We start from the raw sequence: 26,079 nt of genomic DNA, 5'->3' as shown, positions 1-26,079 counted from the left end.
GCAAAAAGCGGGGGAGGAGCCCCCGCTTAATGGTCAAACCGCTATTGTAATCCGAAATCGTCCTACTGGGTGGCCTTTGCGCCTGCGCCCGGATTCTTCAGGTATTTGAAGAACTGCGAGCTGGGGTCGAGCACCAGCACATCGCTCTTGTTGCGGAAGGTTTGCTTGTAGGCGTCCATGCTGCGGTAAAACGCATAGAACTCGGGGTTTTTGCCATACGCCTCGGCGTAGATGGCGGCGGCGCGGGCGTCGCCCTCACCCTTGATGGCCTGGGCCTTGCGGTAGGCTTCGGCCAGGATGATGTCGCGCTGGCGTTCGGCGTCGGCGCGGATGCGTTCAGCCTCGGCAGCGCCTTCCGAGCGTTGCTGGCTGGCCACGGCGCGGCGCTCGGACTGCATGCGGTCATACACCGACTGGCTGATCTTCTCGGGGAAGTCCACCCGCTTCAGGCGCACGTCCAGGAGCTGCACGCCAATCTTGCGCGCGTCCAGGTCGGCGCGCTTGCGCACCGATTCCATCACTTGGTCGCGCTGGCCGGAAATCACGTCGGTGACGGTTTTCTGGCCAAACTCGGCGCGCAGGCCATCGTTGATGGTCTGGCGCAGGCGCGACACCGCAGCGGCTTCATTGCCGCCCACCGATTTGTAAAACTGCTCGACGTCCACCACGCGCCATTTGACAAAGCTGTCCACCAGCACGTTTTTCTTTTCGCGGGTGTTGAACAGCTCGGGCGAGTCCGGATCGATGGTCTGAATGCGGCGGTCAAAGTAGCGCACGTTCTGCAACATCGGGATCTTGAACTGGATGCCAGGCTCTTTGATCACCCGCACCACTTCGCCAAACTGGAACACCATCGCATACTGACGCTGATCGACGGTGAACAGCGACAGGCTGAGCACCAGCAGCACGGCCAGCAGGGCAATCAGGCTGGGAATAAGACGATCCATCAATCAACGCTCCTCAAATTCGCGGCTGCGCACCACGTCGCGGCTGCTGCTACGGTTGGCGCCAGCCGGGGCGGAACTGGCCGGTTCAGTGGTGGGCGGCGGCGGCAGATTGGCCGCAGGCGCGCCCGCTTGCGGCGCAGCGCCGGCTTGTTGCGGATGGGTCTGCTGAATCAGCTTGTCCAGCGGCAAATACAGCAGATTGCTGCCGGATTTTTGATCGACCAGCACCTTGCTGCTGTTGCTGAGGATTTGCTGCATCATGTCCTGATACAGACGCTCGCGCATCACGCCCGGCGCCTTGCTGTATTCGGCCAGCACCTGCTTGAAGCGGGCGGCGTCACCCTCGGCGTTGGACACCACGCGCTGCTTGTAGCCCTCGGCTTCTTCCATCAGCCGCGACGCCAGGCCGCTGGCCTTGGGAATCACGTCATTGGCGTAGGCCTGGCCTTCGTTGCGCAGCTTTTCACGGTCCTGGCTGGCCTTGACTGCGTCGTCAAACGCCGCCAGCACCTGCTCGGGCGGCTGCACATCGTTGATATTGACCTTGCTCACCCGCACGCCCAGGTTGTAGCGGTCCAGCGTTTGCTGAATCAAGGCGGCGGTTTCCGACGCCACTTGGGCGCGGCCTTCGTTGAGCACAAAATCCACCTTGTTGCGGCCGACCACCTCGCGGATGGCGGTTTCGGTGGCCTGTTTGACAATGTCCTTGGCGTCGCGGTCGCTGGCGGCATTGTTGAACAGGAAGGCTTTCGGGTCTTTGACGTCGTACTGCACCGACAATTGCACGTCGATGATGTTCTGGTCTTCGGTGAGCATCAGCGATTCTTCGGGAATGCGGTTCTTGGCGTTGCCGCGATAGCCCACTTCCACGCTGCGCACTTCGGTCAGGGTGACGATTTCGACTTTTTCAAACGGATACGGCGCGTGCCATTGCAGGCCGGAGTCGGACACGCGGTTAAAGCTGCCCATGCGCAGCACCACGCCCACTTCGCGGGCGTCCACCACGTAAAAACCAGAAGCCAGCCATACGCCGCCCAGAATCAGCGCCAGCAGCGAAGCGCCGCCCTTGAACAGCGCGCGTCCGCCATCGGGCGAGCCGCCGCCCTGGCCGCCGCGCCCGCCCAACAGCCGCGAGAGCTTTTGGTTGAGCGAACGGAAAATTTCGTCGAGGTCGGGCGGGCCGTCGTTGTTGTCCCGTTTGCCGCCGCGCCAGCCGTTGTCATTCATTGCCATGTGTTTTCCGAAGTATCGTGAATATCGTAAGCGGGTCCAGCTAAGAAGCTGGGGGCAGGCGCAAGTTCCACAAGCGCCGCGCGCAAGGCGTCCAACCCTTCGCCAGTGAGCGCAGATACGCGCACTGCATGAAGACTGCCATTTTCATCCCGCTCGATGCCGCCCGGCAAGCCCTTGAGGTCGGTCTTGTTCAGCACCAGCAGCTGCGGAATGCCGTCGGCGGAGATTTCCGCCAACACCTTGTTGACGTCTTCAATCTGCCGGTCGCGCTGATCATTGGCGCTGTCCACCACGTGCAGCAGCAAATCGGCATGCACGGTTTCTTCCAGCGTGGCGCGAAACGCCGCCACCAGCGAGTGCGGCAGATCGCGGATAAAGCCCACGGTGTCGGACAGCACCACCGAACAGCTGGCGTTCAAGTATAGCCGCCGGCTGGTGGTGTCAAGGGTGGCGAACAGCTGATCCGCCGCATAAGCGCCGGCCTTGGTCAGGGCGTTGAACAAGGTGGATTTGCCGGCATTGGTGTAGCCGACAATCGACACGCTCATCACGCCCGAGCGCGAGCGGCTGCGCCGCTGCACCTGGCGCTGCTTTTGCACCGTGGCCAGCCGGTCGCGCAACAGCTTGACGCGCTTGCCCAGCAAGCGGCGGTCGGTTTCCAGCTGGGTTTCGCCGGGGCCGCGCAGGCCAATGCCGCCTTTTTGCCGCTCCAGGTGCGTCCAGCCGCGCACCAGTCGGGTGGACAGATAATCCAGCTGGGCCAACTCCACCTGCAATTTGCCTTCGTGGCTTTTCGCGCGCTGGGCAAAAATATCCAGAATCAGGCTGTTGCGGTCCACCACCCGACACTGAAACTCGCGCTCCAGATTGCGCTGCTGCGCCGGCGACAGCTGGTGATTGAAAATCACCACATTGGCCTCCAGGCCGCGCACTTCGCTGGCGATTTCTTCCACTTTGCCCTTGCCGGCAAACAGGGCGGCGTCCGGACGGCTGCGCTTGGCCTGAATCACCGACAGCACGGTGACGCCAGCGCCGCGCACCAGCTCGACGGCCTCGGCCACCGATTCGGCAAAATCGGCCAGGCCAAAGTCCAGACACACGACGACCGCACGGTCGCCAAATTCGTGACGTTCAAACACGGGAGAGCTGCATCCTGCAAAGAAAATCGACCGGTGCACCCTGCGTGTGGTTCCGGCCAGCAGGCTGGAACCGGAATGCGCCAGGGCAACGGCCGGTCGATGGATTCAGGGCGAGGGCCAATCAGCTATTGGCCTGGGGTGCGGCAGCCGGGTTTTCATACGGCACCGACACCGGGCGCGCCGGCACCACGGTGGAAATGGCGTGCTTGTACACCATCTGGGTGACGGTGTTTTTCAGCAGCACCACATACTGGTCGAACGATTCGATCTGGCCTTGCAGCTTGATGCCGTTCACCAGATAGATCGACACCGGAATGTGTTCTTTCCGCAGAATGTTCAGAAACGGGTCTTGTAGCATTTGCCCTTTGGCGCTCATGGATTGACTCCAGGTTAAGTTAAATTGTTATGTTGTCGAACACCGGATTCCATACTCCGCCCGGCGATGGCCAGACAGAGCACCGTTGCCCCTGCTGCGTTATTTCTTCCTGAACTGCTTTCCTGGCTTGACCGGATCGCGTCGCCCCGGATGCACGCTGACCTGCTTGCGTTCGGCATACGGATTGTCCGTCGATTTGTACTGAACCCGCAATGGGGTGCCTTCCAGTTTGAACAATTTGCACAGGCTGTGTTCAAGATAGCGAGTGTAACTGTCCGGAATATTCACCAGATTGCTGCCATGGATCACCACGACAGGCGGATTCACCCCACCCTGGTGGGCGTAGCGCATCTTCGGACGCGACATGCCGTTGCGCGGCGGCGCCTGGCGCTCGGTGATCACGTCCAGCGCGCGGGTCAGGCGTGGGGTGGACAATTTCACCATGGCGGCCTGATAAGCCTGATCGATCGAGCGGAACAAATCGCCCACGCCCTTGCCGTGCAAGGCAGAGATGAAGTGGAACTTGGCAAAGCCCAAAAAGTTCAATTTGCGGTCGATTTCGCGGCGCACACAGTCTTTGGCGTAATCGTCCAGCCCGTCCCATTTGTTCACCGCCACCACCAGCGCGCGGCCGGCTTCCAGGGCAAAGCCGGCCAGGGTGGCATCCTGCTCGGAAACATCCAGCTGGGCGTCCAGCACCAGCACCACCACATTGGCGTCCTCGATGGCCTGCAAGGTCTTGATCACCGAGAATTTCTCGATCATCTCGTCCACCTTGCCGCGCCGGCGCACGCCGGCGGTGTCGATAATGGTATACGGTTTGGCTTCGCGTTCGAAATCGATATAAATACTGTCGCGCGTGGTGCCGGCCTGGTCAAAGGCAATCACCCGCTCTTCGCCCAGAATGGCGTTGACCAGGGTGGATTTGCCCACATTCGGCCGGCCAATCACGGCGAATTTGGGATGCTGGCGGGCGTCTTCGTCCTCGCTGGCGTCGGGGAAGTGCTCGAGCACGTCTTCGATCAGCTCACGCACGCCGTCGCCATGCGCGCCAGAAATCGCCCACGGCTCGCCCAGCGCCAGCTCGTGGAACTCGGCGCCGGCCATGTCGCGGCGCAGGCCTTCGGCCTTGTTCACCACCAGATACACCGGCCGGCCCAGCTGACGCAGCTGGTTGGCGATGATCTTGTCGTGCGGCGTGGCGCCCGAGCGGGCGTCCACCAAAAAAATCACCGCGTCAGCTTCGTCCACGGCCTGAAGCGTCTGGCGCGCCATTTCGTGCATGATGCCGTCGGTGACAATCGGTTCAAAACCGCCGGTGTCCACCACCAGATACGGTTTGCTGGCGCCACGGCCGTGGCCATAGTGGCGGTCGCGTGTCAGGCCGGGGATGTCGGCCACCAGGGCGTCGCGACTGCGGGTGAGCCGGTTGAACAGCGTCGATTTGCCGACATTGGGCCGTCCGACCAGCGCGATAGTGGGTTTCACTGCCATTTTTCCTTGCGGGCTGCACTTGCCTGCGCCAGCGCCAGACGACCCGGCGGGAAGCTCCCGGCGGGCCGTGGCGGGTGGGCAGGCGGCGCCGTGAACGGCGCAAGCAGCCTCTGTGGGTTCAGTAAGTTACAGGCTCAGCGCCAGCACGCGGCCGCCCTGGGTTTGCACCAGCACGCGGTCGCCCAGGCTTTGCGGCTGGGTCTGGGTCTTGCCGCCGGCCACCGACTGGCGGCCGACAAATTCGCCGGATTCGTTAGACAGCAAGTGGGCAATGCCCTCGCCGTCCAGCACCAGCACAAAACGGTCCAACATGGCCGGCGCGCTGACGTTGCGGTATTTCAGCTTGTTCTGCGTCCACACCGAGCGGCCAGTGGCCCGGTCAAACGCCCACACTGTGCCATCGTCACCGGTGACGTACAGATTGACCGCGTCCACAGTCAGCCCCTGGCTGGAGCCAACATCGCGCGACCACATCGGCGTGCCGCTGCGGGCGTCAAAGCAGGTCAGCTTGCCCTGGAAGGCCACCGCACACACCTGGCCACGGTCGAACACCGGGCGGCTGGCCACATCGGCCATGCGTTCCAGCTCGGAAGCGCCGCGCGGGGTGGAGACCGAAGCCTCCCACAGCAGATCGCCCATATTGGCGCCAATTACCGCCAGACGGCCGCCCGGCATGCCCAGCAGCACGGCTTCGCCGCCCACCAGGGTGGTGGAGCCATAATTACGCACGGTCAGCGTCGGCTGCGGGCGCTGGAAGGTCCACAGCGACTTGCCATTGTCAGCGTCAAATGCCGACAGGCGGCCGTCGTTGGTGCGCACCAGCACGCGCTGACCATCGCTTTGCGGGGCTTCCAGCGCCTGGCTGGTCAAGCGGCTGCGCCAGCGAATCTTGCCGTTTTCGTCCAGCGACACCAGCTCGCCTTCGGTGGTGGCCACGTACAGCGCGCCGTTCTTGGCGCCAATGCCGCCCGACAGCGGCAGACGGGTGTCCACCCGACCCACTTGCCGGCCGGTATTGACGTCCACCCCCACCACCTGGCCATCACGGCCAGCAGCCCACACCACATCGCCCATCAAGGCCGGGGTAAAGGCATAATCCGCAGAACCGCCCAGCGAAACGTCCCAACGCACTTTCGGCGTCACGTTATTCTGAATGGCTTGCAGCGGGGTCGGCTTGGGGGCATTGTCGCTGCCGGTAAACCATCCGGTGACAGTCGAGCAGCCGCCAAGCATGGCGGCCAGTGCGGCTACGGTCGCCACACGGCGCAGACCTGCGGGCATGTTCATCAAGATTCGCCTCCCAGCGCATCAAGCTTGATTTGAAGATAGGATCGGTTCGGCGCATCAGCCGGGGTCTTGTTCAGTGCTTCACGATAGGCGGAGCGAGCGCCAGCAGTATCGCCCTTGGCCGCCAGGGCATCACCCTTGGCGTCCAGGAACAGGCCGTCAAAGGCGGTGTCATGCTCGCCACCCAGCAGGCCCAATGCCTCATCGTATTGCTTGCCATCCACCGCCAGCGTGGCCAGGCGCAGGCGAGCCACCGCCTTCAGGCCAGGCTCGCTGGCGTGCTCCAGCACCCAATTCAGCTGTTCGCGGGCGGTCTTGGCGTCGTTGGCTTCATAAGCAGCACGGGCAGCGGCCAGCGCGGCGCGGGCGGCGTAGGCGGTGCGCGGATATTCCTGCTTGATCGGCTCGGCAGCGCTCACCAGCTTGGCGGTGTCACCCTTGGCCGCCAGCGCTTCCATCTGCCCGTACAGCGCAGCGGCCGATTCAGCCTGGCGATGCTGATACCAGCGCCAGCCCTGCACACCGGCCGTGCCCAGCGCAGCGGCCACCAGCACGCCGGTGATCAGTGTGCCCCATTTGCGCCAGAAGGCCTTGAGTTCGTCAATCTGTTCCTGTTCCTGAAGATCAAACGCCATGGCTTCCTCGTTCAGCGGTTAAGGTGGGCGGCCACTGCGGCGGCCAGCTCGGCGCGGGCAACGGTGGTTTGCTCGCCGCCGCCGCGCAGCGGCTTGACCACGGCCTGTTGCTGGGCCACTTCATTGTCGCCCAGCACCACGGCCACTGCCGCGCCGCTGGCGTCGGCTTTTTTGAATTGCGATTTGAAGCTGGCTTCACCGCAGTGCTGGATCACCTTCAGGCCGGCGGCGCGCAGCGCCTGGGCCACAGTCAGCGCATACAGCGCCGCGCCTTCGCCCTGGTTGACCAGATACACGTCCGGGGCCGGCGCCGCCGGCAGCAGGGCTTTGTCCTGCAACAGCAGCATCAGCCGCTCGACGCCCATGGCAAAGCCCACGGCCGGCGCCGGCTTGCCACCCAGCTGCTCGATCAGGCTGTCGTAACGGCCGCCGCCGCACACCGTGCCTTGCGCGCCCAGTTCAGTGGTGACCCACTCGAACACCGACAGATTGTAGTAATCCAGGCCGCGCACCAGACGCGGGTTTTCCACGTAATCAATACCCACCGCTTGCAGCATGGCGCGCCAGTCGTCGTAGTGACGGCGGCTGGCCTCGCCCAGGTGGTCGATCAGGCGCGGGGCGTTGTCGCAGATGGCCTGCATCGACGGGGTCTTGCTGTCCAGCACGCGCAGCGGGTTGCTGTACAGGCGGCGCTGGCCGTCTTCGTCCAGCGCGTCCTTGTGCTGCTCCAGATAGGCAATCAGCGCCTGACGATGCTCGGCGCGCTCGGCGCTGGAGCCCAGGGTGTTCAGGTGCAGCTTGAGGTAGGGGGCCAGGCCCAGGCGCTGCCACAGGTCGGCGGTCATCAGGATCAGCTCGGCGTCGATGTCCGGGCCGTTGAAGCCCAGCGCTTCCACGCCGATCTGGTGAAACTGACGATAGCGGCCTTTTTGCGGGCGCTCGTGGCGGAACATCGGGCCGACATACCACAGCCGTTGGGTGGTGTTGTACAGCAGATTGTGTTCGGTGACCGCGCGCAGGCACGAGGCGGTGCCTTCCGGGCGCAGGGTCAGGCTGTCGCCGTTGAGGCTGTCGGTGAAGGTGTACATTTCCTTCTCGACAATATCGGTCGCCTCGCCAATCGAGCGCACAAACAGGCGGGTGTCTTCGACAATCGGCATGCGGATATTGCGGTAGCCGTAGTCGGACAGCCAGTTGCGCACGGTGTGCTCAAGGAATTCCCACTGGTGCGATTCATCCGGCAGGATGTCGTTCATGCCGCGAATTGCCTGGATTTTTTCTGCCATGTTGTTTTTTTCAGTCAATGCAATAGCTGTTCGGTAGGCGGATCAGCACGGCGCTCAGGCCGGCTGGATGGGCACAATCTTGCGCCGCTTGGGGCCGCCTTCGCCGTAGCGGCTGGCCACATAATCGGCGACGATGCGCTGGAATTCATCGGCGATGCCCTCGCCCTTGAGGGTGACGGTTTTTTCGCCGTCGACATACACCGGGCACACCGGCACTTCGCCAGTGCCGGGCAGGCTGATGCCAATGTCGGCCAGCTTGGATTCGCCAGGGCCGTTCACCACACAGCCCATCACCGCCACATTCAGGGTTTCCACGCCGGGGTATTGTTGCCGCCACTGCGGCATTTGCTCGCGCAGCCAGGATTGAATGCGCGCCGCCAGTTCCTGGAAGAAGGTGCTGGTGGTGCGCCCGCAACCCGGACAGGCGGTGACCAGCGGGGTGAAGGCGCGCAGACCCATGGTTTGCAGCAGTTCCTGGGCGACGATCACTTCCTTGTCGCGCGGGGCGCCCGGCTCGGGGGTCAGCGAAATGCGGATGGTGTCGCCAATGCCTTCTTGCAGCAGCACGGCCAGCGCCGCACTGGAGGCGACAATGCCTTTCGAGCCCATGCCGGCCTCGGTCAGGCCCAGATGCAGCGGAAAATCACAACGGCGCGCCAGCTCGCGGTAAACGGCGATCAAATCCTGCACATGGCTGACCTTGCACGACAGCAAAATCTTGTCGGCGGCCAGGCCCAGCGCCATGGCTTTGTCGGCGCTGTCCAGCGCCGAGACAATCAGCGCTTCGCGCATCACCGCGTCCGGCGGCAAAGGCTGGGCACGGCGGTTGTTTTCGTCCATCAGCCGCACCGCCAGGCTTTGGTCCAGGCTGCCCCAGTTCACGCCAATGCGCACCGGCTTGTCGTGCTCGATGGCCTGCTGGATCATGAAGGCGAATTTCTCGTCGCCCTTGGCGCCCTTGCCGACATTGCCAGGGTTGATGCGGTATTTGGCCAGCGCGCGTGCGCAGTCCGGGTAGTCGCGCAGCAGGCGCTCGCCATTGAAGTGAAAATCACCCACCAGCGGCACATTGCAGCCCAGATCGTCCAGACGCTGGCGGATCTCGGCCACGGCGGCAGCGGCCTCGGCGGTGTTGACGGTGATGCGCACCACCTCCGAGCCGGCCATGGCCAGCTCGAACACCTGCTGCGCGGTGGCGGCGGCGTCGGCGGTGTCGGTGTTGGTCATCGACTGGATCATCACCGGGGCGTCGCCGCCCACCGGCACATGACCAATCCAGACTTGCCGCGAGGCGCGGCGGATAATCGGTGTCAGGCTCATGATTTTATCGGTTCACGCCATCCGGGGTCATTGCAGTTCCAGCTTGGCGGTGCTGCCCTTGGTCTTGTCGGCCAGCGGCACCGCCTGGCCCTTGTAATTGAGCTCCACTTGCGGAGCATTGCCGATGATCAGCTTGTACGGCGGCGCGCCGCCGCCCAGGCGTTTTTCGCCGCTGATCTGGCCGTACAGCAATTTTTTGCCCTTGGCGTCGATCACGGACACCCAAGCTTTCTCGCGGGCGTTCAGCACCAGTTCACCCGCGCCAGTGTCGCTGACGGCGGCTTGCGCCGTGCTGGTGTCGGTGCTGGTCGGTTTGGCCTCTGCGGGCTTGACCTCGGCCGGCTTCACCGGCGCCACGGCAAGCGCTTCGGGCTTGGCTGGCTCGGGTTTGAGTTCGGCAGGCTTGCTGTCAACCGACGGAGCGGCGCTGACCGGAGCGGCAGAGCTGGCCGGCTCAGGATTCAGCGCGGCCTGCGGCAAGGCGCTGTCCACAGCAGGCGCGGCCAGTGGCGGCGTGGCCGGTGCGCTGGCGCCCTGGGTGAGCAGGCGATAGCCCACGCCTGCCGCCAGCAGCAGCACCAGCAGAGCCAGTGCGCCCTTGATCAGGGTGGGATTGACAGCTGGCGAGCGGCTGGACGCCGCCTGCGCAGCCGCAGCCGGGGCGGCGTCTGCCGCTGGCGGATTGAGCGGCGGCATCGGCAGATGGGCATCCAGCGAGGCATTCAGCAAGGCCACATCCAGGCCCAGCAGCTTGGCGTAATTGCGCACAAAACCACGCGCAAACGCCGGGCCGGGCAGCTTGTCGTATTCGTCGTTTTCGATGGCTTCCAGTTGCTTGCGGGACAGCTTGAGCCGGTCGGCGACCTCTTGCAAGGACAAGCCGCGCTTGACTCGCTCATTGGACAGCAGCATGCCAGGAGAAGCTGTGTGTGTAGCCGATTCAGCGCCGGGCGTGGGGATATCGCTCATTCAGTACAGTCCGCTTGCAAAAGGGTTCAATAAAATACAGCTGTTGGCGCAGACCCGCCAGCGCGGGACAAGGTTCACTCCGGCGCGGCATCCGACAGCCAGCGCACGGCGCGGCGGGTTTTGTCCTCCACCTTGCCGGCCAGTTGGCCACAGGCGGCGTCGATGTCGTCGCCGCGCGTCTTGCGCACCGTCACCACATAACCCGCTTCCTGCAGGATTTCCCGGAATGTGCGAATGGCCCCGGCGCTGGAGCGGGCATAGCCGGAATTCGGGAAGGGATTGAACGGGATCAGGTTGAACTTGCACGGCACGGCCTTCACCAGTGCAAGCAATTGCCGTGCATGTTCGGGCGTGTCGTTCACGCCGTCAAGCATCACATATTCGAACGTCACGAAATCGCGCGGCGCGCGCTGCAAATAGCGTTCGCAGGCGGCCAGCAGTTCTCGCAACGGGTATTTTTTGTTGATCGGCACGATCTGGTCGCGCAGCGCGTCGTTGGGCGCGTGCAGGCTGACCGCCAGCGCCACCGGGCAATCTTCGCGCAGCCGGTCCAGCGCCGGCACCAGGCCGGAGGTGGACAAGGTCACGCGGCGGCGGCTCAGGCCGTAGCCGTGGTCGTCCAGCATGATCTGCATGGCCGCCACCACATTGTCGTAGTTGGCCAGCGGCTCGCCCATGCCCATCATCACCACATTGGAAATCACCCGCTCGTTTTTCGGGGTGACGCCCATGGATTTGTTCGCCCACCACAGCTGACCAATGATCTCGGCGGTGGACAGATTACGGTTGAAGCCCTGACGGCCGGTGGAGCAAAACGTGCATTCCAGCGCGCAGCCCACCTGGCTGGACACGCACAGCGTGCCCCGGTCATCTTCGGGGATGAACACGGTTTCCACGCCATTGCCCGTCCCCACATCCAGCAGCCACTTGCGCGTGCCGTCGGTGGAGGCCTGCCCGGTCATCAGCTGCGGCACGCGCACTTCGGCGCAGGCTTCCAGCTTGGCGCGCAAGGTCTTGGCCAGATCAGTCATGGCAGAAAAATCATCCGTGCCCATCTGGTGCATCCAGCGCATCACTTGCGTGGCGCGAAACGGCTTCTCGCCCATGGCGGCGAAATGGTCGGTGAGTTGCGGCAGGGTAAAATCGAGCAGATTGGTTTTCATGGCGGGGCGTCAGGTTGCGGGCCACACACGCGGCCCGCAGGGGCGGAAATCAGCGGGCGTACACTTCCGAAGCCGGGAAGAAGTAGGCGATTTCGATCGCGGCGTTTTCCAGGCTGTCCGAACCGTGCACGGCGTTGGCGTCGATGGATTCGGCAAAGTCAGCGCGGATGGTGCCGGCGTCGGCCTTTTTCGGGTCGGTGGCGCCCATCAGCTCACGGTTTTTCAGCACAGCGCCTTCGCCTTCCAGCACTTGCACCATCACCGGGCCAGAGATCATGAAGCTGACCAGATCGTTGAAGAACGGGCGCTCTTTGTGCACAGCGTAAAAGCCTTCGGCTTCGGCGCGGGACAGGTGCTTCATCTTGGCGGCAACCACTTTCAGGCCAGCAGCTTCAAAGCGGCTGTAGATTTGGCCGATGACATTTTTGGCGACTGCATCGGGCTTGACGATGGACAGCGTACGTTCGATTGCCATAAAAACTTCTCCAGGTGAAAAGACAAATGGTTACACTAGTAACCTGTTCGATTTTAGCCGCATCAGATTTGGGCTTGTGGCCCAGTCAGTTGCGAAGAACCCTGCATTCTAACAGCTTTTGCGCTTTTTGCCGCTCTCGGCCGCGATGACGACATGAACGACACGACCAAACCGGACAGCAACGCTCCCAAAACCAGCGCCGCCAGCCCCGCCGGCGGCAAGGGTAAACCCGCTTCTTCCAAACCTGCTGGCGCGCCGCCGGCGGGTGGCAAGCCGCCGGCAGGCAGCACCGCCAAACCGGCCAATCCCAATCGCAAGCGGCTGATTATTGCCGGCATCGGCATTGCGGCTGCCCTGGCAGCCGTGCCGGCATTCAATCACTTCAACAAGCCCAAGTCTGGTGCGGCAGCTCCCGCCCCGGAAGTCAGCCCCACCGTGGCCAGTGGCAAGATCAAGGATGCGCCACCGCCGCCGCCAGCCGAAGCCCCGCCGCCCAGCCCGGTGGCGCCAGACGCGGTAAGCCCGGAAGAAGCCGACAAGATCAGCAGCCCGCCGCCACCGCCGCCGGCCCCACCCAAACCTGAGCCGGCGCCAGCACCGGCCCCTCATGCTGCACCTGCGCCGCCGCCACCCAAGCCGACTGCACCGCCGCCACCGCCGGCCCCGGCAGCCAAACCGGCCCAGCCCCCGGCCAAGCCAGAAAAACCGGCAGAAAAACCGGCCGACAAGCCTGCGCCACCGGCCAAGCCCGAGCCCAAGCCGGCAGAAAAGCCCGAGCCACGCCCTGAGCCGGCCAAACCAACCAAGCCCGAACCCGCTCCGGCGCCAGCACCCGCCAAGGCAGAAGCCAAACCGGCTGAACCCGAGCGGCCAAAGGCGTTCAAGCCAGAAACCGCCCTGCCGGATGGCAGCTCGGCCGGCTATCGCGTGCAACTGGGCTTGTTCACCAACACGGCGAATGCCGAAAAAATGGTGGCCAAGCTGAAAGAAGCCGGCGTGGAAGCTCACACCGAAACCCGTGTGCATCTGGGGCCGTTCAAGACCCGCGCCGAAGCTGACGAAGCCTCGACCAAGCTCAAGACGCTGGGCTTTACCCCCTTGCTGGTTCCGCTGAGCAAATAAACCAACTACCCCGCACGTCTGCCACAGCCCCGGTGATCGCCACCGGGGCTGTGGCATTTTAGAGCCGCTAACAAAACCCTCCTGGCGTCGTTGCACGGCCTTGCCGTACTCCTTGTACTGTCGGCGGCCGCGCGCCTAGCCAGGCGCGCTTCGCTGAGTTTTGTTAGCGGCTCTGAGTAGGCATGACAAGTGCGCTGTATTGCACTACCCCAGGGCAAAATGTTGTTTTTTTACAACGTTTAGACCATGGCAGGCCGTCCCAGCACCAAGGTGGCATGGACGATAGCCCTGACACATGCTGCCATGCTGGTTCAGTCCGCATCCCGACGGACGTCACGAGGAGCCTCACCATGAATGCAGATGAACTGAAAGCCCGCCAGGCGCCACTGAAAACCGCTTATCAGCAAGACCCCGCCTGCGCCTGCCTGACCCTGTCCGCCAGCGGCGAGCTGGCCCCAGGCGAGCAGACCGTCACCATCCGCACGCCGCACACCACCCTGCGGGCTGGCTTGCATCCGGCCGCAGGCGGCAGCGGTGAAGACGCCTGCTCGGGCGAAATGTTGCTGGAAGCGCTGATTGCCTGCGCTGGCGTCACCTTGCAGGCCGTGGCCACGGCCATGGGCATTGCGTTGCGTGGCGGCCGGGTACGCGCCGAGGGTGAACTGGATTTTCGCGGCACACTGGGGGTCAGCAAGGAAGCCCCAGTGGGCTTTGCCGCCATCCGCCTGACATTTGAACTGGATACCGACGCCAGCGACGAGAAACTGGCCACCCTGCTGCGGCTGTCCGAGCGCTACTGCGTGATTTATCAATCGTTGAAACAGCCACCAGAACTGGCCTGGGTACGCCTGCCGGGTTAAAAATTGCTGACAAAACTCACAAAACCGCTCTGACCAAGCAGATAATCACAGACGGTACGGGAAGCACACCACAACGCCAGGGGGTTTTGTGAGCGACGTTAAGCGCCGCAGACAAAATCTGCCTGGACGTGGCAAGTGGCTCTTTGCAAGGCGTGGCTAGCGGCGGCGCGGCATTTTGGCGCTGACGGCGCCACGCCCGGCCGGGCTGGGCATGGACGGCGGAGCCGGCGGTGTGGGACGCGCCACCGGCGGATGCGGCGTGGCATGGTGGCCATGGTGACGGGCGTGGCCATGGCTGGCGCTGGCTCGCCCCAGCACATATACCGCCCAGAACGCGGCGGGCAGCCAACCCACCACACTCAGTTGCAACAACAGGCTGAATACGCCTGCCCCAGTGCGGCGCAGACGGAAAAACGCGGTACACGGCAACAGGATGGCGAGCAGCACGCGCATGATAGTCTCCCGGTCATCATCAGAAGCCTGCCAGTGGGCCACTCCACCCCGCCACACGCCTGGCCGATCTTGGTCGGCTCTGCACAGCTCACTCATCACAAGACAGGTCGCCACAGACTGACTGGCGACACACGCCCGCCCGAAGGACGAGATGAACGAAACTTGGCGCACGGCCTGACAGGCAATGCTTAGGCCACTCACAAAACTCAGCCCAACACGCCCGGCCAGGCAGACACGGCAAGGTCGTGCAACAACGCCAGGGGATTGTGAGCAGCTCTTACTGTGGATGGTAGCGCAGCCGCCTTGGCGATGGGCAGGTTTTTCCAGATGTCCGCCCCAGGCAAATCCGGCGCTAACCCATATCACACAGCACGATCGCCACGCACTTGGCAGCACCATGCAAGCCCATGCCGCGTAGCGGCTTTGACTGAGGTGCGGCCTCAAGCACGGCCAGCGGCGCACCGAATCAGCGCTGTTCAGTCAAATCCGCGCCCATACACCACATCCAGCGCGCTTTGCTCGCCAGCGCGCAGCACCATCGACCACTGCCGCGACCATTCCCAAGTCAGCTTCACCGCCTGGCCCACGCCGGTCAGGCTTTGCTCATAGCCCAGATACAGGCCACTGGCCAGGCGCTTGCCCAGGGTCACCACTTGATTGTCCAGTGGATTGCGGCTGGCCACGGTTTTGCTGCTTTGCACGGTTGGCCGGTTGCTGGCGGCGCCCACGCTCAGCTCGTCCAGCCCCAGGCGCGCAGCCAACTGTTGCTGGATGCCCAGCGCGCCGGAGCTGCCCAACAGCGTGCTGGCAGCCGAAAACAGCAAATCGGTTTCGCCGCCGCGCAAGGCGGTGGCGCTGCGCCCCAGCACCAGCCAGGAAAGTTTTTCGCTATCGGGCAGCTCGGGCGTGGACACCAATTGCACGCGCGGCGCCTGGGCGGTGCCGGAGATTTCTACCCCTGGCTCCACGCTCAGGCCCTTGCGCACCGCCAGCACGTCCAGGCCGGGGTCGTCCAGGCGGCGGACAAAGGTCAGCACGCCCCGGCTGATGTCCAGCCGCTGGCCATAGGCGGCGTAGTGGCCGCTGACCACCCGCACCGCGCCCGTGGCGCGCGGGGCCTGGCCGGCGTCGGCGGCCAGGCGCAGGCGGCCGGCCAGTTTCACGTCCAGGCCCTTGCCGCTCAGACGGAATTGCTCGCCCAGGTCCAGATCCAGCGCCACCGCCACCGGGATGGCCAGCGGCGCGTCTGGCTCGGCGCGCGGCCGGCCGACAATCACCACATCGTCGCCCAGGCTGGGGGTATCGCTGTCCGGCAGGGTGATGCGGCCCTGATCGACGGTAAAGCCGCCAGACAATAACAAGCCGCTGCCCTGCTGGCGCAACTGCGCCTGGCCGCTGACGCTCAGGCTGCGGCTGGGGTGGCTGAGCGCCGCCAGCTTGCGCACATTCAGGGTGAACTGCGCGCTGCCCGGGCGTCGCCAGTTGGCCTGGCCGCTGAGGCTCAGCTCGCCGCCCTGGCGGTCGCGCAGGCTGAGAGTATCTAGCTTGACCAGCTCGTCTTGCAAGCTGGCGCGCAGTTGGCCGTTTTCCAGCGCCAGGCCGTCGGCCGGCCGGCTGAGCGCCAGCGCCTCGCCTTTGAGCGCGCCGCGCCAGCGCGGCGCCGCCAGGCTGCCCTCCACGCTGACATTGGCGGCCAACCGTCCGCCCACGCGCATGCCCGGCGGCAGCCAGGTGGCCCAGGCGGCCAGGTCTGGCGCGTCAGCATTGACGGCCAGCCGCAGCGGGCTTTGCGCATTGGGCAAACCATTGGCCGCCGGCCGCCAGTCGCCATTGGCGTCCAGCCGACCCAGATGGGCGCTGCGCAGTTGGGCCTGCGCCTGCCAGCGCTGCGGCGAGACGGTGAATTGCAGTTGCGCCTGCTCCAGCCGCAAAGGCCGCGCGCTCTGGCCTGCCGGCCAGACATCGCCGGCTTCGCGGCGCAGCGTCAGCCGGCCCTGGCTGTCTTGCACGCGCCAGTCGGCGCCCAGCAGCAGCGGGCCGTCCAGTGGGCTGGCCAGGTTGAATTTTTTCAGCCACTCGCTTGGCGACACCGCGCTGAGCTGGCCCTGGCTGCTCCACAGCGCGCCACGCCGCGCCAGCTGCTCGATATTCAGCCGCGCGCCCAAGGCGCGCAGGCGCGCGCCGCTCAGCCGCCAGCGTTGGGCGTCCTGCACTTGCACGCTGGCCGGCGCGTCCAGCGCCAGCGGCAAACGGCCTTGATTACTCAGTTTCAGCACCCGGCCTTGCCAGCCCTGGCCGTTTTGCCAGCCGCCTTCCAGCGCGGCTTGCACATCAAATTCGCCCTGCGGGCCATCGCCGCGCGCGCTGGCGCTCAGCGTGTGGCGCGCGCGCTGGCCCTGGTAGCGCGCCTGCGCGCTGCTGATTTGCCAGCCGGCGGCGCGCAGTTGCCGCGCCTCCAGCGTGGCTTCGCCGGGCAGATTGAAATCATCCGGCAGCCGGGCTTGCAGTTGCAGGCTATCCACACTGACGCCGCCGGGCGCGCGCAGTCGGCGGGCGCGCAATTCGCCATTCAGGCGCAGCCGCCAGCCCTGGCCCAATAGCTGGCCCTGGCCTTGCAGCTCGCCGGCAAAGCCGCTGCCCAGCTGTTCCAGCCGGGGCGCGGCCAGGGTGAAGCGCAGGCTGTCGCGCTCGCCGCCCAGCGCGCCGTCGGCGTGCAGCTGGTTGCCGCCCAGTTGGGCGTCCAGGCTCAGGCCATGCGCGCGCTGGCCGTCCCACTGGCCGCGCAAGCGCGCCGACGCCGGCTGGCCGCGATACTGGCTGTCGGCCAGCGTCAGTTCGCCCTGCACGCGCAAGGGCTGCGCCGCGCCTTGCACGCTCAAGGCGGCGTTGAGCTGACCGGCGTCCAGCTGCGGCGACCAGCGCGCCGGATTCAGCTGGCGCAGCGTGGCCTGCAGCCGAAACGCCCGCTCGCCGGCCAAGGCCAGCTCGCCAGCGCCGTCCAGCCGGGCGGGGCCATCGCGCAATTGCAGGGTGTTCAATAGCAGCTTGCGCGCCGCCCCGATGCCGGCCAGCGCCAGCTCAGCGCGCAACTCGCGCTGCTGGCGGTCGTTCAGTTGCACGCTGAATTGCGGCGCGTCTGGCCGGCCGCGCAACTGCACCGCGCCATCGGCCGGCCAGTCCGGCAGCGCCGGGGCCAAGCGCTGCAAGCGCAGGCCGCGCAACACGCCGTCCATGCTGAAGGCCTCAGGCCGCCAATGGCCGCTGCCAGTGAATTCGCCATCCAACGCATGCACGGTCAGCTGGCGCAGCGTCAGCGCGTCGGCGTTGATGTCCAGTTCGGCGTCGCCATCCAGCCAAGGCAGGCGCTTGGCCGCCCAATCGCCGGCCAAGGCATTGTCGGCGCGCAGCCGCAAGCGCTGACGCGCAGCCGACACCGGCGCACTGGCCACGCTCAAGGAAATATCCGCCTCGGGCGCGCCGGGCAGCCATTGCGCCGGATTCAGCCGCACCAGCGTGGCTTCGGCCTGGCGCAGGCGGGCAAAGGGCTGGGCGGCAAACGGCGCCAAGGTGGCGCGCGCGCCCAGCGCGCTGTGCTGATAGCCCAAGGCCAGCGCCAGCTGCAAGGCGCGCAAATCCCCACTCAAGCGCGCTTCACCATTGATTGGCGCGCCGTCCAGCTGGCCGCCATGCCGCCATACCCCGGACAACGCAAACGGCTGCGCGCCGGCCAGGGTGAATTCGCCATGGCCCTCGCCCCACGGCGTGCGCGCCTCGCTGACCCACAGCCGATGCTGCTCGCCATCGCTATCCACCTTGGCCAGCAGCGGCCCCAGCGCCACGCTGCCAACCTCCAGCCGCGCCAGGCGCAGGCGCTCGATATGCAGCGCCAGAGGCAGGCGCAGGTCGGCGGGCAAGCTGGGTGGGGTGGGGTCGGGGGCCAGGGTGCGCAGGCGCAGCACGCCCAGCTCCAGGGCGTCAATGTCCAGCCGACCGCGCCACAGCGCGGCTGGCCGCCAGCGCAGGGCCAACTCATCCAGCTGATATTCGCTCAAGGCCGTGCGCGCCAGCACCCCGCGCAAGCGCAAGTTGCCGCTGGCCAGGCTGCCGTCCAGCGCCGCCACCTGCACGGCGCCGCCGCTGAGCGACTGCGCCGCCGCCAGCGCCGCGCGCAAGCCGGCTTCGCTGCCCAGCGCGGCCAGCAGCAGCAAGGGCAACAGGCACACCACGGCCAGCGCCCAAGGCCAGCGACGACGCGGCTTAGGCGGCACAGCAGAAGAGGGGGGCGATTCGGGGGCGTCAGGCGGGGTGGCGGCGGTCATGGGCGCGTGGGTAGAACGCAAGAGGAATGCGCCGATGTTCGCACCCGGCTGGCATGCGTGCAAGCCCGACAAAGCGGGCTTGCATCTTTGCCGGCGCGAACGCGCCGGCAGGGGGTATTACACAAACAGCCAGTGCTGGTTGGACTGCACGCCGCCAGAAGCCGGCGACACACGCAGACCATTCACATCAGCCAGCGCATCGCCGCTGGGGCGGCAACGCAAGATGTAGCCGTCTCCATCCAGATAGATGTTCCAGTACTGATCGGGCTGATCCGGGCCCTGGTAAGCAATCGGGTTGCCGCCGCTGTCGGCAATAACGGCGCCCAGGTGCACGGCGTTCATCAGGCGATAACCTTGCGCGCCAAAATCCAGCACAAACCAATATTGGTCGGGTTGATCCGGGCCATCATACACAATCAGTTTGCCACCACTGTCGGCCAAGACGCGCTTGCTGTCACGGTTGACGATTTTGTATTTTTTACCGGCTACGAATTCCATTGATACGCTCCGTGGTCAATCATCACCCTGAAGAGTAAGACAGATGTCTGTGCAGGGCCGAACACAGCCACCGACAAATGAGACAGCCACAAGCAAACCATGGATTGCCCTGCATGCGAAAAACATCATCCCGGCCCAAAACCCGCTGAAGCCTTTGGGTACTCATGACACGCATGACATGTCAACACTTGACGCTGGCATCGTATATCTACGAGATTTTTATGTCCATAGCAAGCCATGAGTTAGCGATTTCATGCCAAAAATCATGTAAAAAGCACAACACAACCAAGTACCGTTCCCAAGACATACAGCACATCATTATTCAATATTTTCCAAACAAACCATGCCACTATAAATAACTTAACTCATTGGATATGCCTTTTAGGCAAGAAAAAACAAAATTCTCCATAGATAATGAGTTGCCGATTAATGCATATAAAATAAACAGTCGCTTGAGCGCATAAACACCCAACCAAAAACATCATGCATCAGAAGCATTCCGATGGCACAAAGACACCAGCAAGGCCAGACAAACACCGTAGAAAAACAGCTGGACCACCGCAGCCGGTCTACCACTGCCACGGAGCATTCAAGCCTCAGCACCAGATTCCCGCACCCATTGCACAAATGCCCGCAAGCCCGCCGGCAACAAACGCCGGCTCGGGTAGTACAGATAAAAATGCTCGTCAGTGCAACGCCAGTCGTCCAACACGCTCACCAAACGGCCGTCGGCCAGTGCCTGGGCGGCATAGCTGGCATGCACATAAGCCAAGCCGATACCCGCCTCTGCCGCGCATATCGCCAAAGGCATTTCCCCCACGGTGATCGGCCCGTCCACCTCGACCCCAAGTGTTTCGCCATCGCGGGCAAAATCCCAGCGATAAAGCGCTCCACTCGGAAAACGCAGACGCACGCAGGAATGACGGGTCAGCGCGTGTGGTGTGGCAGGCGTGCCATATCGGGCCAGATAGGCCGGTGCAGCTACCACCAGAAAGCGCTGCACCGGGCCGATCGGCAGTGCCACCATATCTTGTTGCAAACGCTCGCCAAAACGCACGCCGGCATCAAACCCGGCAGCAACAATGTCTACCAGGGCATCGTCGGCCACGAGCTCAACCTGCATGCCGGGGTGGCGGGCCAAAAAGCGGCATACCAAAGGCGCCAACACCTGCTCGCAGGCGGCACGCGGCGCATTGATGCGCAAGCTGCCCAACGGTGAATCGCGAAAGGCATTCACCTCGTCCAGCGCCGTCTGAATATCGCCCAGCGCGGGCACCAAGCGCGCCAGCAGACGTGCGCCCGCCTCAGTCGGCGCCACACTGCGGGTGGTGCGGTTGAGCAAGCGAACTCCCAGCCGAGCTTCCAGCCCGCGCAAGGCATGGCTGAGCGCCGAAGGCGAGACGGCCAGCTCGGCGGCAGCCTGGCGAAAGCTGCGCAAGCGGGCCACAGTGGCAAATGCATGCAAATCGTTCAGGCTGGTGGCCGGCATTAGTGAATTTTCCTCAACAAGTCATGCAATCTGGCGTGGATTGTTGCACAGCCAGCCGGCGATTAGCCTGTGTAGACGATTTTTCTCACACAGGAGTACAGCACATGTCTTCTCTTTTGGCCGATCTGGCAGGCAAAAGCATTCTGATCACAGGCGCCTCATCCGGCATTGGCGCCGCCACGGCGCGGCTCCTGGGCCGTGCCGGTGCCCACCTCACCCTGACAGCACGGCGCGCGGATCTGCTGGAGGCCGTGGCGGTAGACGTGCGTGCCGCAGGCGGACAAGCCTGGGCATGCCCGGCCGACATCACCGTGGAAGCCGAACACGCGCGTCTGGTGGACGCTGCAGTCGCCCAGTTTGGCCGGCTGGATGGCGCGTTTAACAATGCCGGCGTGCTGGGCCGCGCCGGCCCCTTGCACACCTTGAGCACGGCGGATTTTGCCGAGGTGATGCTGGCCAATGTGCAGGCGATGTTCTGGGCGATGAAGGCGCAGATTCCGGTGTTGCGCGCCCAGGGCGGCGGGGCGATTGTCAACACGGCGTCGGTGGTGGCGCAGGTGGGGTTTGCCAATGGAGCGGCCTACACGGCCAGCAAGCATGCGGTGCTGGGGCTGACGCGCAGTGCGGCACTGGAGAATTTTGCCCATGGGGTGCGCATCAATGCGGTGAATCCGGGGCCGATTGTGACGCCGATGGCGGAGCAGGGGTTTGGCGGGCGGGAAAACCTGGAGGCTGTGTTGCAAACCACACCAGCCGGGCGGCCGGGACAGCCGGAAGAGGTGGCGGGTTTGGTGGCGTTTTTGTTGTCGGCGGCGGCCAGTTATGTGAGTGGGCAGGGGGTGACGGTGGATGGGGGGTTTACGGTGGCGTGATTGTGATGATGCCGCGCTGACGCGCGGGTAGGCTGGGGCTGAATATTGGGCGGGGGTTCCCCCCGCACCCGACCCCTTTTCTTTGTCTCGCCAAAGAAAAGGGGGAAAAGAAAGGCGACCCGGGCGCCACGCCCTACGCCTGCGGCTTCGGGTGCCCTGCGCTTCTCGAAAGTCAGGGCCGCCACGGAATGGCGCGTCGGCTGCGCCGCCGCTTAGCCGTGGCGGAAACCTCCCTGATTTTCTGCGATGCTCGGCGCGCCACACGGGGGTGAACGGCGGCTAAGCGCTATCGGCTCAGCGTTGAATAAGCGTTTTCTGGTCATCCATGCTTGGCGCCTCCCGCCCCCCCCCACACACACGATATGCGCATCCTGCAGGCGGGGTTTTTCCCGCCGCGCGGCTGTTTTTTCCTGAAAGTGATCGATATGCAAACACGTTTTCTCGGCGCGTCCGAGCTGGCGGTATCCGCCATTGGCTTGGGTTGTATGGGCATGAGTGAGTTTTATGGGCCCAGTGATGATGAGGTGTCGCTGACGGTGCTGCACGAGGCGCAGGCCTTGGGGGTGAGGATGTTCGACAGCGCCGACACGTATGGCCATGGCCATAACGAAGCCTTGCTCGGGCGTTTTTTGCGCGGGCTTGCCGCCAGTGCGCGCGAGCAGGTGGTGGTGGCGACCAAGTTTGGCATTGTGCGCCAGCCGGGGGAGTATGGCCGGCGCATCGACAACAGCCCGGGCTATATCCGCGCGGCGTGTGAGGCGTCTTTGCAGCGTTTGCGGGTGGAGCGCATTGGGCTGTATTACTGCCATCGCCGCGACCCTGCCGTGCCGATTGAAGACGTGGTCGGGGCGATGGCGGAGTTGGTGCAGGCCGGCAAGGTGGCGCAGATTGGTTTGTCTGAAGTCTCCGCAGCTACCTTGCGGCGGGCGGTGGCGGTGCATCCGGTGGCGGCGGTGCAGAGCGAGTATTCGCTGTGGCAACGTGAGGTCGAGGCCGAGTTATTGCCGTGCTGCGCCGAGCTGGGGGTGAGCCTGGTGGCGTACAGCCCCTTGGGGCGGGCGTTTCTGGCCAATAATTTTCAGGTGGAGAACCTGGCCGAGGATGATTTTCGCCGGCACAACCCGCGTTTTCAGGCCGAGGCGGCACAGGCCAATCAGCGCCTGGTGGATGCGCTGGGCGGGTTTGCCGCCGCGCGTGGGTGCAGCCACGCCCAGGTGGCGCTGGCGTGGTTGCTGCACAAGCACCCGCAGCTGATCGCCATCCCCGGTGCGCGCAAATTGCCGCACCTGCGCGCCAACGCCGCCGCCACAGAGTTGGCATTGTCGGCGGCGGAGGTAGCCGAGCTGGACGCCATGTTCGACCCGGCCAAGGTGAGCGGCGCGCGTTATCCAGATGCCGGCTGGGCGGGGATTGAACGCTAAGCGGCTTCTGGCGGTGTAGCGCGGCCCGACTGTTGCCAGCAGCACCACACCGGAAGGGAAGCGTCGCGTGATTTCAGATTGACTGGGCATCTTGTTGCTTGACACTCTGTTTTGCAGAGTAATAAACTCTGTAAAACAGAGTGAACGCCATTCACACCAGACGCTGGCACAATGACGTTCACGCTGATGACCTAGCCCAGGACTCGCCATGACCGTCCCCAGCCAACAATTACACGCCATTCACAGCATGCTTACCGCCGGCCAGCGCAATCTGCGTCTGGAGCGTCACACCCTATGGTTATGGGGGGTGCCGGCCGGTGTGCTGTTTGTGCTGTTTGTGCTGTCTGAGCACATTCTCACCCCCGATCAGTTTCCCGACCTCACCCAGCGTGCGCTGGCCTGGCTGGCGCTGTTGCTGACGGTGCTGGCCACAGTGGCCACGCTGGACTGGCACTGGACGCGACAGGCCAAGCAAACCCGTGATGAGGCGTGGTCGTTTATTCACCGTCAAGTAGTCAAGGTGTTATGGCTGTTGATGGGCCTGGCCACGCTGACCACCTTTGCCATGTTTTTTTATGGCGGCGGTTATATGGTGTGTGCGGTGTGGCTGGTGTTTCTCGGCGTCAGCCTGTATCTGCACGGGCTGTTTTCTGAAGAGCTGCTGGAATGGGCGGGGCTGCTGACCATTGCGCTGGGCATTGTCAGCCTGCTGGCGCGGCTGCCCTACGACAGCATGCGCTGGGTGGCGGCGGCGGTGTTTGGCCTGGGCCTGCCGATGTTGTCGCTGATGCTCGACCACGGCCGCCATCGCCCGGCTTCGCTGCGGCTGGGGCAGATGCTGGCCTGGTTGTCGGTGGTGGTGCTGGCCCCGCTGACGCTGGATCGACTGCTGCACCAAACCCCGCCGGTCGAGCTGCCGATTACCCCCTTGCGCGAGTTCCACCAATCACAGCCGGGCGCACAAGTGGTGCGCCTGCCGGTGGGTACGGTGATTCCGGTGCAAATCGAGCTGGCCGGCGATGTGTTCGCCAGCCCAAGCCCGGTGCAGTTGCCGCTGACCTTGCGCCAGCCGGTGGATGTGCTGCTGAAAAACGGCCAGCTCAGCGGCGAGGCGCGCATTCCTGGCGAGCCGTGGCTGCGCCGCGACACCCGCTGGCTGAATATTCCCTGGCTCAAGGCGGATCTACCGCCCGGCGGCCAGCCGGCGGTGCGCACCCAGTTGATTGTGCGTGTGGGCGGCCAACCCTGACACGGCAGCGCCCTTTCTAAGAGCCGCTCACAAAACCCCCTGGCGTTGTTGTGTGACCTTGCCGTACTGCTTGTACTGTCTGCGGTCACACGCCTAGCCAAGGCCGCTTCGCTGGATTTTGTGAGCGGCTCTTAAAACATCCCTGTGTTGTGTGTATATCCAGCCGCATGGCGCGCCGGAGGGCTGCGTGCGCCTGTGAACTGACTTTTTGACGGCAATAGTGCCTAATTTAGGAGAATAACCATGATGATCCGTGCTGCTTCCCTGCTGGCTTGCGCCACCCTGCTCACCGCCTGCGCCGGCCTGGGCGCGCCGTCCTCGACTGATATTCAACGCCTGCCGGTAGTGCGCTACGGCCAGGCCGCGCCAGCTGACCGGGATTTTGTGCTGCTGTATCCGGCCGGGGCGGATTTGCCGGTGAATGTGCAGGTGGATGGCTCGCTGCTGGCCAAGAGCGACCAAGCCAAGCTCACCGTGCGGGTGAAGCGCGATGTGTTTGTCTACCGCGATCAAGTGAGCTTTGACGGCAAAATCTGGAAGCGCGGTCAGGACTGCATCGGCGGCAATATTGTGTTCTCGCTGCCGGGCGATGTGCCGGGCAGCAATGGCCAGGCGCGCGACGGCGTCAGTCCGGGGGTGCTGGCAGCGCGCTTTGATTTGCGCGGCGAAGCCGCCGGCAAGTAAGCGCCCATCCCGCTGGCCAGGGTGAGCGCCGTCCACACTGGCCGCGTGGCGCGCTTGCGCGCATACTGTCTGGTGGATTGCAGAAAGTGCAGTATGGAACCTCTCGACCCTTTGCTTCATCAACCCCTGCGCACCCAGCTGGTGGCGTTTCTGGCTGGCGCCGGCGAGCAAACCTTCAGCGAGCTCAAGCGCCAGTTGGGCGTGTCGGACGGCAATCTGGACGCCCACCTGAAAAAACTGCTGGCGGCAGACTATGTCTGCGTGCGCAAGGACGCCAGCGGCGCGCGCGCGCAGTCGTTTTTTGCGCTGACGCCCGCCGGCCTGACGGCGCTGCAACAGTATGTGCAGGCGCTGCAACGCCTGCTGCCGGCCGATCTGGGCGGCGAAGCACAGCCCGGCGCGCCGGCATGGATGCCGGCGCGCTGAGCACCCCCTCAAAAAAACCGCCATGCCTGCCGGTGCAGGGATGGCGGTTTTTTATGTGTGTCGGGCAGGTTGAGAGTCGCTCACAAAACCCAGCGAAGCGACCCTGGCTAGTAGCCAGTCACCATGATTTGAACCGACTGGCTGGCGCTTAGACCGCAGTACGCTGTGGACACGCCTGGATTCCCGCCTGCGCGGGAATGACTCGGTGTGATGCGACGTGGGGTTCTTCGTGGCGCACGAACCCTTGTGTTTCAACGTGACTGGCTACTAGTAGCCAGTCACCATGATCTGAACAGATAATAGGCACAGCCGCTGCATACAGGACAGCACAACCCCGCTGAGGAAATCACCATGCCCGCCAT

At 64.3% G+C, this 26,079-nt stretch carries 23 protein-coding genes; 7 read left to right on the top strand and 16 right to left on the bottom strand.

Annotated features, from left to right (window positions below):
* Positions 1 to 62: 62 nt before the first annotated feature.
* From hflC to ndk, 12 genes are all read right to left on the bottom strand, one after another.
* Positions 63 to 947, bottom strand: a complete 885-nt coding sequence (hflC, locus tag DFR34_RS13710; protein WP_110391730.1) for a protease modulator HflC — start codon at positions 945 to 947, stop codon at positions 63 to 65.
* Positions 948 to 950: 3 nt separating this feature from the next.
* The gene (gene hflK / locus DFR34_RS13705; protein WP_110391729.1) at positions 951 to 2,180 is read right to left on the bottom strand and encodes an FtsH protease activity modulator HflK; all 1,230 of its coding nucleotides are present in this window, start codon (positions 2,178 to 2,180) and stop codon (positions 951 to 953) included.
* Positions 2,171 to 3,319, bottom strand: a complete 1,149-nt coding sequence (hflX, locus tag DFR34_RS13700; RefSeq protein WP_110391728.1) for a GTPase HflX — start codon at positions 3,317 to 3,319, stop codon at positions 2,171 to 2,173. The genes hflK and hflX overlap by 10 nt, the downstream gene beginning before the upstream one ends.
* Before the next feature lie 121 nt (positions 3,320 to 3,440).
* Positions 3,441 to 3,695 carry an RNA chaperone Hfq gene (gene hfq / locus DFR34_RS13695; RefSeq protein ID WP_110391727.1) on the bottom strand — a complete coding sequence of 85 codons (255 nt, stop codon included), beginning with the start codon at positions 3,693 to 3,695 and terminating at the stop codon, positions 3,441 to 3,443.
* Between the two features lie 99 nt (positions 3,696 to 3,794).
* Entirely contained in the window at positions 3,795 to 5,183 is a 1,389-nt protein-coding gene (der, locus tag DFR34_RS13690) for a ribosome biogenesis GTPase Der (protein WP_110391763.1), read from the bottom strand.
* Between the two features lie 132 nt (positions 5,184 to 5,315).
* Positions 5,316 to 6,476 (bottom strand): outer membrane protein assembly factor BamB, encoded by a 1,161-nt coding sequence (gene bamB, locus DFR34_RS13685; protein ID WP_245906895.1) that lies wholly within the window; start codon positions 6,474 to 6,476, stop codon positions 5,316 to 5,318.
* Positions 6,476 to 7,111, bottom strand: coding sequence for a YfgM family protein (locus DFR34_RS13680; protein ID WP_110391726.1), 636 nt, complete (start codon positions 7,109 to 7,111; stop codon positions 6,476 to 6,478). Before DFR34_RS13680 ends, bamB begins: the two co-directional genes overlap by 1 nt.
* 11 nt (positions 7,112 to 7,122) lie before the next feature.
* Positions 7,123 to 8,397, bottom strand: a complete 1,275-nt coding sequence (hisS, locus tag DFR34_RS13675; protein ID WP_110391761.1) for a histidine--tRNA ligase — start codon at positions 8,395 to 8,397, stop codon at positions 7,123 to 7,125.
* Between the two features lie 54 nt (positions 8,398 to 8,451).
* A complete protein-coding gene (gene ispG, locus DFR34_RS13670; protein WP_110391725.1) occupies positions 8,452 to 9,717 on the bottom strand; it encodes a flavodoxin-dependent (E)-4-hydroxy-3-methylbut-2-enyl-diphosphate synthase in 1,266 nt (421 codons plus the stop codon).
* Between the two features lie 27 nt (positions 9,718 to 9,744).
* The gene (locus DFR34_RS13665; protein ID WP_110391724.1) at positions 9,745 to 10,686 is read right to left on the bottom strand and encodes a helix-turn-helix domain-containing protein; all 942 of its coding nucleotides are present in this window, start codon (positions 10,684 to 10,686) and stop codon (positions 9,745 to 9,747) included.
* Positions 10,687 to 10,760: 74 nt separating this feature from the next.
* Complete coding sequence (gene rlmN / locus DFR34_RS13660) at positions 10,761 to 11,849, bottom strand: dual-specificity RNA methyltransferase RlmN (protein ID WP_110391723.1); 1,089 nt, start codon at positions 11,847 to 11,849, stop codon at positions 10,761 to 10,763.
* A gap of 49 nt (positions 11,850 to 11,898) precedes the next feature.
* Positions 11,899 to 12,324, bottom strand: coding sequence for a nucleoside-diphosphate kinase (gene ndk / locus DFR34_RS13655; protein WP_110391722.1), 426 nt, complete (start codon positions 12,322 to 12,324; stop codon positions 11,899 to 11,901).
* A 153-nt stretch (positions 12,325 to 12,477) separates the two neighbouring features.
* Between ndk and DFR34_RS17415 the strand changes: the two genes are divergently transcribed.
* On the top strand, positions 12,478 to 13,446 hold the full coding sequence (locus DFR34_RS17415) for an SPOR domain-containing protein (protein ID WP_110391721.1): 969 nt from the start codon (positions 12,478 to 12,480) through the stop codon (positions 13,444 to 13,446).
* 350 nt (positions 13,447 to 13,796) lie between these two features.
* A complete protein-coding gene (locus DFR34_RS13645) occupies positions 13,797 to 14,306 on the top strand; it encodes an OsmC family protein (protein WP_110391720.1) in 510 nt (169 codons plus the stop codon).
* Between the two features lie 156 nt (positions 14,307 to 14,462).
* Here DFR34_RS13645 and DFR34_RS17815 read toward each other — a convergent pair whose 3' ends face one another.
* The 4 genes from DFR34_RS17815 to DFR34_RS13625 all read right to left on the bottom strand — a co-directional run bounded on the left by DFR34_RS17815 (position 14,463) and on the right by DFR34_RS13625 (position 21,065).
* A complete protein-coding gene (locus tag DFR34_RS17815; RefSeq protein ID WP_110391719.1) occupies positions 14,463 to 14,759 on the bottom strand; it encodes a YqaE/Pmp3 family membrane protein in 297 nt (98 codons plus the stop codon).
* A gap of 476 nt (positions 14,760 to 15,235) precedes the next feature.
* Positions 15,236 to 19,099, bottom strand: coding sequence for a translocation/assembly module TamB domain-containing protein (locus tag DFR34_RS13635; RefSeq protein WP_158281836.1), 3,864 nt, complete (start codon positions 19,097 to 19,099; stop codon positions 15,236 to 15,238).
* A gap of 96 nt (positions 19,100 to 19,195) precedes the next feature.
* Entirely contained in the window at positions 19,196 to 19,576 is a 381-nt protein-coding gene (locus DFR34_RS13630) for an RICIN domain-containing protein (RefSeq protein ID WP_110391717.1), read from the bottom strand.
* A 589-nt stretch (positions 19,577 to 20,165) separates the two neighbouring features.
* Positions 20,166 to 21,065: a LysR family transcriptional regulator gene (locus DFR34_RS13625; protein WP_110391716.1), complete on the bottom strand. Its 900-nt coding sequence runs from the start codon at positions 21,063 to 21,065 to the stop codon at positions 20,166 to 20,168.
* Between the two features lie 104 nt (positions 21,066 to 21,169).
* Here DFR34_RS13625 and DFR34_RS13620 point away from each other — a divergent pair, with 104 nt between their 5' ends.
* From DFR34_RS13620 to DFR34_RS13600, 5 genes are all read left to right on the top strand, one after another.
* A complete protein-coding gene (locus DFR34_RS13620; RefSeq protein ID WP_110391715.1) occupies positions 21,170 to 21,937 on the top strand; it encodes an SDR family NAD(P)-dependent oxidoreductase in 768 nt (255 codons plus the stop codon).
* A 425-nt stretch (positions 21,938 to 22,362) separates the two neighbouring features.
* Positions 22,363 to 23,358 (top strand): aldo/keto reductase, encoded by a 996-nt coding sequence (locus DFR34_RS13615; protein WP_110391760.1) that lies wholly within the window; start codon positions 22,363 to 22,365, stop codon positions 23,356 to 23,358.
* A 208-nt stretch (positions 23,359 to 23,566) separates the two neighbouring features.
* Positions 23,567 to 24,607, top strand: a complete 1,041-nt coding sequence (locus DFR34_RS13610) for an MFS transporter permease (RefSeq protein ID WP_110391714.1) — start codon at positions 23,567 to 23,569, stop codon at positions 24,605 to 24,607.
* A 243-nt stretch (positions 24,608 to 24,850) separates the two neighbouring features.
* Positions 24,851 to 25,291, top strand: a complete 441-nt coding sequence (locus DFR34_RS13605; protein ID WP_110391713.1) for a hypothetical protein — start codon at positions 24,851 to 24,853, stop codon at positions 25,289 to 25,291.
* 93 nt (positions 25,292 to 25,384) lie between these two features.
* Positions 25,385 to 25,717 carry a transcriptional regulator gene (locus tag DFR34_RS13600; protein WP_110391712.1) on the top strand — a complete coding sequence of 111 codons (333 nt, stop codon included), beginning with the start codon at positions 25,385 to 25,387 and terminating at the stop codon, positions 25,715 to 25,717.
* Positions 25,718 to 26,079 lie beyond the last annotated feature (362 nt).

It is taken from the genome of Rivihabitans pingtungensis (assembly GCF_003201855.1).
In the GTDB taxonomy this organism is placed as follows: domain Bacteria; phylum Pseudomonadota; class Gammaproteobacteria; order Burkholderiales; family Aquaspirillaceae; genus Rivihabitans; species Rivihabitans pingtungensis.
Note: the sequence above shows the minus strand (reverse complement) of the source record. Positions and strands in the feature narration are given on the sequence as shown.

What these genes read in the sequence shown, in the direction of transcription:
- hflC (WP_110391730.1), bottom strand. Translation starts at nt 947, where the DNA reads ATGGATCGTCTTATTCCCAGCCTGATTGCCCTGCTGGCCGTGCTGCTG.
- hflK (WP_110391729.1), bottom strand. Translation starts at nt 2,180, where the DNA reads ATGGCAATGAATGACAACGGCTGGCGCGGCGGCAAACGGGACAACAAC.
- hfq (WP_110391727.1), bottom strand. Translation starts at nt 3,695, where the DNA reads ATGAGCGCCAAAGGGCAAATGCTACAAGACCCGTTTCTGAACATTCTG.
- bamB (WP_245906895.1), bottom strand. Translation starts at nt 6,476, where the DNA reads ATGAACATGCCCGCAGGTCTGCGCCGTGTGGCGACCGTAGCCGCACTG.
- DFR34_RS13680 (WP_110391726.1), bottom strand. Translation starts at nt 7,111, where the DNA reads ATGGCGTTTGATCTTCAGGAACAGGAACAGATTGACGAACTCAAGGCC.
- hisS (WP_110391761.1), bottom strand. Translation starts at nt 8,397, where the DNA reads ATGGCAGAAAAAATCCAGGCAATTCGCGGCATGAACGACATCCTGCCG.
- ispG (WP_110391725.1), bottom strand. Translation starts at nt 9,717, where the DNA reads ATGAGCCTGACACCGATTATCCGCCGCGCCTCGCGGCAAGTCTGGATT.
- DFR34_RS13665 (WP_110391724.1), bottom strand. Translation starts at nt 10,686, where the DNA reads ATGAGCGATATCCCCACGCCCGGCGCTGAATCGGCTACACACACAGCT.
- rlmN (WP_110391723.1), bottom strand. Translation starts at nt 11,849, where the DNA reads ATGAAAACCAATCTGCTCGATTTTACCCTGCCGCAACTCACCGACCAT.
- ndk (WP_110391722.1), bottom strand. Translation starts at nt 12,324, where the DNA reads ATGGCAATCGAACGTACGCTGTCCATCGTCAAGCCCGATGCAGTCGCC.
- DFR34_RS17415 (WP_110391721.1), top strand. Translation starts at nt 12,478, where the DNA reads ATGAACGACACGACCAAACCGGACAGCAACGCTCCCAAAACCAGCGCC.
- DFR34_RS13645 (WP_110391720.1), top strand. Translation starts at nt 13,797, where the DNA reads ATGAATGCAGATGAACTGAAAGCCCGCCAGGCGCCACTGAAAACCGCT.
- DFR34_RS17815 (WP_110391719.1), bottom strand. Translation starts at nt 14,759, where the DNA reads ATGCGCGTGCTGCTCGCCATCCTGTTGCCGTGTACCGCGTTTTTCCGT.
- DFR34_RS13630 (WP_110391717.1), bottom strand. Translation starts at nt 19,576, where the DNA reads ATGGAATTCGTAGCCGGTAAAAAATACAAAATCGTCAACCGTGACAGC.
- DFR34_RS13625 (WP_110391716.1), bottom strand. Translation starts at nt 21,065, where the DNA reads ATGCCGGCCACCAGCCTGAACGATTTGCATGCATTTGCCACTGTGGCC.
- DFR34_RS13620 (WP_110391715.1), top strand. Translation starts at nt 21,170, where the DNA reads ATGTCTTCTCTTTTGGCCGATCTGGCAGGCAAAAGCATTCTGATCACA.
- DFR34_RS13615 (WP_110391760.1), top strand. Translation starts at nt 22,363, where the DNA reads ATGCAAACACGTTTTCTCGGCGCGTCCGAGCTGGCGGTATCCGCCATT.
- DFR34_RS13610 (WP_110391714.1), top strand. Translation starts at nt 23,567, where the DNA reads ATGACCGTCCCCAGCCAACAATTACACGCCATTCACAGCATGCTTACC.
- DFR34_RS13605 (WP_110391713.1), top strand. Translation starts at nt 24,851, where the DNA reads ATGATGATCCGTGCTGCTTCCCTGCTGGCTTGCGCCACCCTGCTCACC.
- DFR34_RS13600 (WP_110391712.1), top strand. Translation starts at nt 25,385, where the DNA reads ATGGAACCTCTCGACCCTTTGCTTCATCAACCCCTGCGCACCCAGCTG.